This is a genomic window from Paenibacillus pini JCM 16418 (assembly GCF_000576305.1).
GTDB classification, from domain to species: domain Bacteria; phylum Bacillota; class Bacilli; order Paenibacillales; family Paenibacillaceae; genus Paenibacillus_AQ; species Paenibacillus_AQ pini.
This window is the reverse complement of the sequence record NZ_BAVZ01000023.1, coordinates 41847-50579: the sequence shown is the minus strand read 5'-3', so window position 1 is coordinate 50579 and position 8733 is coordinate 41847. Positions and strand designations below refer to the sequence as shown.

Annotated in this window: 9 protein-coding genes; 3 read left to right on the top strand and 6 right to left on the bottom strand. The window is 40.3% G+C overall.

Annotated elements, in window-relative coordinates:
• Window positions 1-67 precede the first annotated feature (67 nt).
• The 4 genes from JCM16418_RS20815 to JCM16418_RS20800 all read right to left on the bottom strand — a co-directional run bounded on the left by JCM16418_RS20815 (window position 68) and on the right by JCM16418_RS20800 (window position 2841).
• Entirely contained in the window at window positions 68-1459 is a 1392-nt protein-coding gene (locus tag JCM16418_RS20815; protein ID WP_036652836.1) for a protoporphyrinogen oxidase, read from the bottom strand.
• Window positions 1460-1594: 135 nt separating this feature from the next.
• Window positions 1595-1975 (bottom strand): potassium channel family protein, encoded by a 381-nt coding sequence (locus JCM16418_RS20810; RefSeq protein WP_052020633.1) that lies wholly within the window; start codon window positions 1973-1975, stop codon window positions 1595-1597.
• Between the two features lie 66 nt (window positions 1976-2041).
• Window positions 2042-2440, bottom strand: coding sequence for a MarR family transcriptional regulator (locus JCM16418_RS20805; protein WP_036652808.1), 399 nt, complete (start codon window positions 2438-2440; stop codon window positions 2042-2044).
• A 107-nt stretch (window positions 2441-2547) separates the two neighbouring features.
• Complete coding sequence (locus JCM16418_RS20800) at window positions 2548-2841, bottom strand: GntR family transcriptional regulator (protein WP_081765529.1); 294 nt, start codon at window positions 2839-2841, stop codon at window positions 2548-2550.
• A 171-nt stretch (window positions 2842-3012) separates the two neighbouring features.
• Between JCM16418_RS20800 and JCM16418_RS20795 the strand changes: the two genes are divergently transcribed.
• The gene (locus JCM16418_RS20795; RefSeq protein ID WP_036652807.1) at window positions 3013-3246 is read left to right on the top strand and encodes a hypothetical protein; all 234 of its coding nucleotides are present in this window, start codon (window positions 3013-3015) and stop codon (window positions 3244-3246) included.
• Here JCM16418_RS20795 and JCM16418_RS20790 read toward each other — a convergent pair.
• Window positions 3214-4668 (bottom strand): aminotransferase-like domain-containing protein, encoded by a 1455-nt coding sequence (locus tag JCM16418_RS20790; protein WP_036652804.1) that lies wholly within the window; start codon window positions 4666-4668, stop codon window positions 3214-3216. The genes JCM16418_RS20795 and JCM16418_RS20790 overlap by 33 nt on opposite strands.
• A gap of 171 nt (window positions 4669-4839) precedes the next feature.
• Here JCM16418_RS20790 and JCM16418_RS20785 point away from each other — a divergent pair, with 171 nt between their 5' ends.
• Together JCM16418_RS20785 and JCM16418_RS20780 are read left to right on the top strand one after the other, a co-directional pair.
• A complete protein-coding gene (locus JCM16418_RS20785; RefSeq protein WP_158442451.1) occupies window positions 4840-6078 on the top strand; it encodes an MFS transporter in 1239 nt (412 codons plus the stop codon).
• Window positions 6079-6416: 338 nt separating this feature from the next.
• Entirely contained in the window at window positions 6417-7607 is a 1191-nt protein-coding gene (locus JCM16418_RS20780; protein WP_052020628.1) for an MGDG synthase family glycosyltransferase, read from the top strand.
• A 42-nt stretch (window positions 7608-7649) separates the two neighbouring features.
• Here the strand turns inward: JCM16418_RS20780 and mnmH are convergent, their stop codons facing one another.
• Window positions 7650-8720, bottom strand: a complete 1071-nt coding sequence (gene mnmH, locus JCM16418_RS20775) for a tRNA 2-selenouridine(34) synthase MnmH (RefSeq protein ID WP_036652801.1) — start codon at window positions 8718-8720, stop codon at window positions 7650-7652.
• Between the last annotated feature and the right edge of the window lie 13 nt (window positions 8721-8733).

The window sequence follows — 8733 nt, the reverse complement described above, 5'->3', positions numbered from 1 at the left end:
ATGTCTCCACACCTTTTATTTATAATAAGCATCTTTATGGTTAGGTCAGTAATTTCTCAGGACATATTCATTTTGCTAATTGATCTACAATTTTCTCTGCTGTCTTCTCGCCACTAGCGATGCAGTCTGGTATACCTACACCATAATACGAACAACCGGCAAGTAACACATTCGGATAATGAACAGCCATGTTCTGCTCAAGTGACTCGACAATCTGGTGATGTGTTTTATGATAATTCGGCATCGTTTCATGCCACTTCGTCACATCGTATGTTAGAGGCTTCCCTGTTATTCCAAGGCTCTTTTCTACGTCCTGAAGCGCAACTTCAAGCAGTTCTTCCTCAGAAAGTTTAATCAGCTTATTATAATGTGAACCTGAACTTTTATAGAAAAGTCTTACGAGAAGACGCTTATGTTCCGAAGTATGCTCCCATTTACGGCTTGTCCAAGTACAGGCGTTACACATCAAGTCACTATTGTCAGCTGTAATATAACCCGTTCCATCAGCAGGTAGTTCATGATCTGGAGTATCGAATCCAAGATAGACACTGATAAGTGAGCTATTTCTAAGTTTACTAAAGTCTTCATCCAGCTCCTGATCCTTTAGTAGTGACTGTGCAACAGAGTGCATCGTCCCCAGCACAACGAAGCTCGTTTCAAGCATTCGACCGTTTGCAAGAGTTACATGATACAGTTCTCCATGCTTATCAATCTTCTCTGCTTGCACACCCTTAATAATCTCAGTTTCTTGAAGATGCTCCTCTAAGCTATCAATTAGAGCAGAAACACCCGTTTGGAACGACATAAATTTCTTATCTCCACTCCCTTGAAACTTCGCTTTATTCTCAGATAGCCCTTTGATAATGCTGCCATATTCATTTTTATAATCAATCAGGTAAGGAAGCGTCGATGCAATCGTAAGATCACTTAATTTACCTGAGTATACACCGGACAGAACGGGTGAAATCTGCTTCTCAACAAGCTCTTTTCCAAGAAAGGTCTCAAGAAACGCTCCAACCGAATCATTTTTAGTAAAAGTCTCATTGGGTGTGTAAAGATCCTTCAAAGCCTCGACCTTTCCTTCAGCAGAAATAAGTTCTGTCTTAGCAAGTGATTCAATACTCAGCGGTATGCCGAATACGGCATCCTTTGGAATTTGCTTGAGCTCACCTTCCGTATATATAAAGGAAACACCCGTACCGTTGTATACAACCTGATCCTGCAAGCTAAGCTCTTCGATCAGGGGAGCAACGTTGGTTTTACGTGTCACAATAGAGTCTGCCCCTGTCTCCATAATAAACTCTCCAGCGCTTACGGTTCTAATCTTACCGCCCAACATATCATTCGCTTCAACGAGTACAATATTTGCTTCTAGGTTGCGATTCTTTAATTTTTTCTCTAAATAGTATGCAGTGGATAATCCGGTAATCCCTCCACCTATAACCACAATTGTCTCCAAATTAGCCACACCTGCCTTCACCATTGGTATCTGCTCTAATGCTTGTAATCAGTAAATTATAACATACTGATTTACTTGAATTTACAGTTCTAACGTGACATTAATCTGACAAAAAAACCGTGATATCATCACGGTCTACTTCTGCTTTCTTTTTCTAAAACGTGATTGTAAGCTCGACTCAGTCTCTTCCTCTTTCTCATTGCTCTTAATAATTGCATAAGCAATATAGCCCATGAGACCAAGGAAAAGACCCGTGCCTACAATAATGTAGACCATCGTGAAGATTTTCCCGAGATTGGTTTGTGGTTCAAAACTTGGATGTCCTACCGTGCTTAGCGTTGCTATACAGAAATATAAAGCATCAATGATGGACAATCCTTCTTCCTTCGTATAGAAGAGGACACCAGAAACAAGCATCAATATGATCAGGACAAATAAGACCTGAAAATTCTTCAATTTAAAAGCGTGAAATAATCCGGAGAGCAGACGTTTTAGTGTAAGTAGAAACGAAATCAACTATGTACACTCCATTCTATGTAAGTAATTTAATCATGTCTATGTGATTGGAATGTAGTTCGATATTTATGAAAGGGCAAACGTGAGATAACCATAGGCTTTCTCTAGCTCAGTGAAAGATATATCCAAAATATCTGCTTGTTGCGCATACGAAAGATTCGGCTGTTTTTTGATTAAATAAGCTAGATCGTATAGAACAAATATAGGAGTATGAGACAAATCCGTACTTCTTAATGTGTAGACATCAAGATCCTTTATTCGCTCAATACAACCCAATTCAATTAAATTTTTAATAATGTTTGAAATCTCTGCTTGTGACACATCTATATGAGAAGCCATCTGTTTATGAGTCGATCTGCATATTCCATCTTCATCCAAATGAGAATTCATCCATTCGAGTATCGCCTGATACTGCTGAATAAGGTATTTCATATTGTTTAGAACTTTGTCATTATTGTCTTCCATAATCCATCACCCTAATCCAATCCTCGTGAAATGATAAACATACAATATATAAATCATAACATAATGTCTGAGTAAACATATAATTTGAATGCATTACAATCGACGCCTCAAGAAGTAAAAATCGTCATCAAGCGTTCACGACGCTTCTTCATAACAATAAGTTTTGCTCCTTTAGCAACAACATACATGCCGAGGCCTATTTTCTTATACAAAACGCCTTCGTTGACCAATAAAGCAATCCCTTTTACAGCGGTAGCCGGATTAATCTGAAATGTAATGGCAAATTGCGTTGTAGATATGACTTCTTCCTCTTCGTTATATACACCTGTTAGAATATCATCTTCAAACATTTCGGCAATTTGCTGAAATATCGGCAATCCGTCATCAAAGTTTGTTCTCATCACCATCACCTTAAAGGTTAATTAGTTATCTAATCAACATTATGGTGTTTATATGTATTTGTCAATCTTCTTAAGCGAATTTATGTCATAGATATTCGTTCTCACATAGCACTTGAATAATACTCATAAAGAAATTATGATACTCTCATACCCTATAAGGAGTGAAATCAAATGAGTAAAACTAAACTTCATCAAATTCAGAGCCACAATAAAGATATTCAACATCAAAGTAAACCAGTGCACGGAGGACGGATCGCTTGGAGCCGCAAACCGATGACGCAAATTGTAAGTAATCAGAAAGCTAAACAAAGCCGAACGTGGTGCCGCAAAGGCAATAACGACGGCTTTTTTTTATTGCGATATTCCTATTTTTTATCCTTTTATGAAGTGAAGCAGCTTACTTAGCCTACATACTCCATCCTCAATCTCCGATTCATTACTTGATGCATAGGATAACCTCAGCTTCCCATCTCCGTCCCCATAGATACTACTAGGATAAAATACAATTCCATGCTTAATAGCTTGTTCCATTAATAATTTATCAGGAATTTGATGTTTAAGCTTCAACCAAAGATAGTATCCACCCGCCGGAGCTTCCGGAGCTAATATATGGGCTAGTCCCTTCAGTTCTTGCTCTACACAAGACAACATCCGCCTTCTGCGGCTACATAATGAATGCTTAACTTGCAGTAGATGATCTGAAAAGTCTGAAGAATTCAGTAAATCACCGGCGATACGCTCGCCTAAATGACTGGTGCTATAACCTGTGCGCACTTTTGACATAGCTAACTTCTCTATAACTTGCTCAGGTGCAATGATCCATCCGAAGCGCATACCCGGCGTAGCAATCTTGGACATGGTACCCGTATAAATAACAAATCGTTCTCCACCACTCAGCGATTTCAAACTGGGAATTGCTTGAGTATCACCCAATGTAAGTAAACTATACGGATCATCCTCAACAATGGGCAAGCTTAACTGCTCACATATATCAAGTAATTGTTTGCGCCTCGTTAAGGATAAGCTAGTGCCCGTTGGATTTTGAAAGGTAGGATTCGTAAATACCATTCGTATACGAAATCTACGTACAAGCTCTGGCAGAGCGCTCGGAATGAGTCCATGTTCATCCATGGGTAATTTAACCATGCGTATCCCCGCTTCTGCAAATACCTGCATTGCATAAAGATACGAAGGACCTTCTACAGCCACCGCTTCTCCCGGCGCAAGTAAGGTCCTAGCAATTAGGGAAAGAGAGTGTTTAACCCCTGAGGTAATGAGTATATTCTCTGGGTCAGATTGAATCTGATTGGCTTCAGATAGGAATTCTGAAACTTGAATACGGGTCTGTATATCTCTACCAGATCCAGCAAAATAACTGAAGGGATCGTCGAAATCTAATTGATGTGCTGACTGCTTTAACAGACGCAGTGGCATTAGATCTGCTGACAATTCGCCGCGAGTGAAATTAATCATATGAGGACGATGAAATGAATTTAGAATCGTAGAATGTAATTTTGACGTGGGATCATAGACGCCCTGTGGATTATAATGCTGCCAATTGGGTCGACGGGAATTCGCATTCTCCCACATATTATCGCTGACCCTGGTACCGCTCCCCTGCTGCGATTCAATGAGACCCATGGATCGCAGTTCATCGTAAGCCGTAGAAACGGTGCTTCGATTAACAGATAAATGTTTGGCCAAATCACGTTCCGTAGGCATTTTCGATCCTGATGGAAGCTCGCCACTGCGTATTTTCTCCTCAAAGTAATAATAAATCTGCTTATAGATCGAAATTGAATGCTCCGTTTGTGGTTTCCAGTTCATACCATCCCTCCATACATTCATTATATATGGCTTATCAATTGGCTGGGGTATAATTCCTCCAATTGGCTGGATAAATTTAACTTTTATACATTTATACTGGCGGTTATAGAGATATCAGCATAAAGGAGGTCTACCGTCATTCTATTTCAAGAAAGAAAATATGCATGGTTCTTGCTATCGTTTCTGTGGTGTTTCGGATTTGCTGGTTCATTGGGAAGGTTCGTTATCGCTTTCTACCAATCGGAAATAACCACAAGCCTAGGAGTGGGTAGGGATTTTTTGGGTATAACGTGGTCAACCACCATGTTTATCAGTGCGATCTGCGCTCCAATAGGAGGATTTCTAGTCGATCGTTATGGGGTCAAAAAAGTGATGTTATTCGTAAGCTTAAGTAACTTCTTGTCCATTTTGACCGTATTAATATTGCATAATCCGTTGGGATACTTTATTGGAAATGGTCTACTGGGGGGCTTAGTTGGCCTTGGAGCATCCACAACCTACGTACTTATATCCGACTGGTTTAAGCATCATCGGGCTAAAGCAATGGCTATTAATGGAAGCTCAGCCTCGCTTGGACTTGCTGTCCTGACACCGATTCTAGTCAGTCTTACTTGGCTGAATTGGATCAAAGTGTATGTGATTCTGCTGATTATAAACGTGTTGTTTATCCCACTGATTGCTTGGTTCATCCGATCCAATAAAGTGGATGACCTTTCAATCATTACAGAAGAAGTCTTCATTGATTCCAGAAGCATGCTATCCAAATGGACCGATGGACTTCGTTTCTTGTCTCAAATCATCCGGCGTCCCATCTTTATCGTAGTGATTTTCGCCATCTTAACATGTGGAATAAGCATGGGAACCGTAGAAATGAATCTGGTAGCCATCCATCAACAAGCGCAAGTTCCAGGCATGATGATTGCTTCATCCCTTAGTATTCTCGGATTGCTTGAGGTGTTTGGCGGGATCATTTTTTCTATTCTGCTTGACCATAAATCCCGTACAAAAGCGTTAGCTGTCCTCTACTTACTACGAACCGCTGCATTTACATTACTGATATTTCATTTCCCAGTAACTCCCATTCTGTTCTCCCTTATTTTCGGAGCAACTTATGTTGGCGCTGTACCTGGGGCCATTCTAGTTGCAAATGAGGCACTTGGAAGCGGAAGTGGACAAAAGAAACTTGGTATGCAGACAGGTATGCTACTGTTTGTACATCATATTGGCGGGGTGTTAGCCTCACTTAGCAGCGGTTTTATTTTTGATTATACACATCATTATCAAGCTTTGATCGCAGTTAATCTAATTTTATGCCTCATGGTCACCGCGGGTTACGCTTGGATAAGCAAGTCTCGTCCTGCTTCAACCAAAGTTACACATTCTGACGCTTTGACAAGCAATATAGAGTGACAAGATACAAAAAAAGAGCAGCCATTTGTCAATGGGATGCTCTTTTATATTCTTTTTGAAAATAGTTGAAGGGATTATCCTTTTTATATCGTCTAACTTAATAGTAGGAATAAAAAGCACCCCCGACTTTAGTCTAGTACCAAACAGGTCTTCGGTCTGTTTTATGCCTTACAGGGCTAGCATACACTATAATTAAGAGTAAACATTTCTATACATAGCCAATGTTCAACACCCATTTATCCTGTACTTAATAGAACCATCCTATATAAGTTTCAAATGAATATGGTTAACCCTGGCATGAACAGTCAGGTGTAAAAAATAGTTAAGAGGTGCTTCTTATGCAAAAGAAGAGAGTATTAATATTGTCTGAAGGTTTTGGCAGCGGACATACCCAAGCTGGATATGCCCTTGCTGAAGGTATGAAGAAAATTAATCCACAAATTCACACAAAAGTAATCGAACTTGGTACCTTTCTAAATCCTACAGTAGCACCGATGATATTGTCAGCTTATCGTTTAACACTGAGCACACAACCCGGTCTTGTTGGAATGATCTACCGTAAACAGCATGCTAAACCTTTAAATCGATTGACTGGGCTAGCATTGCATCGTATCTTTTACCATCATGCGGCTGAAGTAATCCGGCACTTGAAACCGGATATGATTGTCTGTACACATCCAATTCCAAATACGATTATTTCACGTTTAAAAGCTGCTGGTCTCAATATACCACTATATACAGTGATCACAGATTACGATGCTCATGGAGCATGGATAAATCCGGCTGTAGATCGTTATCTTGTGTCTACTCAATCCGTACGTAATTTACTACTTGAACATGGTGTGCGGACTCCCAAAATTCAGGTTACAGGTATTCCTGTTCATCCCAAATTTTGGACTATAGAAGATAAAGCAGCATGCCGAGAAGAAATGAACTTAAAGCCTCTCCCTACAGTTCTTATTATGGGCGGTGGTTGGGGACTCATGTCGAATAAGTCATTATTTCAACATCTACATAGATGGAAAGATCGGGTTCAACTCGTATTCTGTACGGGAAATAATCAGAAACTTATGTCCAAGCTAGCAAATGATCCTGCCTATGATCATCCTAACATTACCATTGTAGGACAAACGAAAGAAATAAATCGCTGGATGGATGCGGCAGACCTTCTCATCACGAAACCCGGTGGAATGACATGTACCGAAGGTCTTTCTAAAGGCTTGCCTATGCTGTTCTGTAAATCCATACCTGGCCAAGAAGAGAAAAACTGCGAATATTTCGTAAATCATGGATATGCTGAGGAGCTAACCTCTTCTCTAATTCTTGATAAATGGTTAACGAAAATCGTAGCTAAAGATGCAATGGATACATCTGAGTTAAAAAGACATATATCCGATGCTTCAATTCGGAACCTGTTTACAGAATCGTACAGTCCCAACCGCTGTGCTAAAGAGCTTGTTGAGCTTCTGGTATCCGATCAGAAACGAGATGTCGCTTTTTCAGCGGAGTACATACCCGTCAGTTTATAACTTAAAAAGAAGCCAATCCGATTGCGACGGATTGGCTTCTTTTTAATGAATTGCTATTGTGTTGCGCAATTCAGGTTGCTTCTCTAAGATAGCATTCTCTAATATGGAGACGGCCTGATCAAGTTCACTAGCGTGAATCAGCGGCTCCTTACGAAGCTCATCACCATAGGCATTAGAAGTATGTGAGTACCTCGGATCATAATAATATTCAAGCAGCAGTTCAACGGCTCGATCATAAACCCCTGCCTTCAGGCTACTCTCGATCTCAGCAGCTATAGGCGTATGCAATCGTGATTTAATTTGTTGAAAAGCATGCATACTTGCTTCAGCATGCTTCCAAGGACGGTAATCATTTAAAATATTCTGCACTCGAAGTTTCATCGGTACTTCAATCATAAAATGCACACCCTGCTGTTTCTTATTCATCAGAAATTCAGGTACAATGACTTTACCGATCCGCTTACTCTCTGCTTCAATTAACACGAATGGAGCATCCTTGTAGTGAATCAGCTCTTCGAGCAGCAAAGCATCAAATGTCTTCTGATTATGACTCCGAAGTCCAATCTCCCCAAAGATAGAACCTCTATGGCCTGCTAGACCTTCCAGATCAAGCACAGGATACCCTCGATCTTTAAGCGTTTTGAGTATGTCTGTTTTACCTGTTCCCGTATTTCCATGAAGAACGTAAATATCAGGCGTAAAATCCATTTGTTCTAAGGAATCTAGAACCCACTTACGATAAGCCCGATACCCTCCTTCTAAGCGATAAACATGGACATCCATGAGAGACAGAACCGTCGCCGTAGTCCGGCTACGCATTCCACCACGCCAGCAGAATACGACTTTACGTCCAGGTATGGCCGCGAAGCTCTTCACAAAAGAAGGCAACTTTGCAGACATGATTTCAAGTCCCCGTTCTTTTGCTGCTTGTGCACTCACTTGTTTATATAAGGTACCAATTTCCGCACGTTCCGCATCATCAAAGAATGGAATATTCAAGCTACCTGGTATAGACGAATCTTCAAACTCTGACGGGGATCTAACATCAATTAAAGTAATTTCTTTATTTTGTCGTTGCTCTATAAGTTGTTCTATTGAGATGTCTTGAAACATGGTTGTTCGTTCT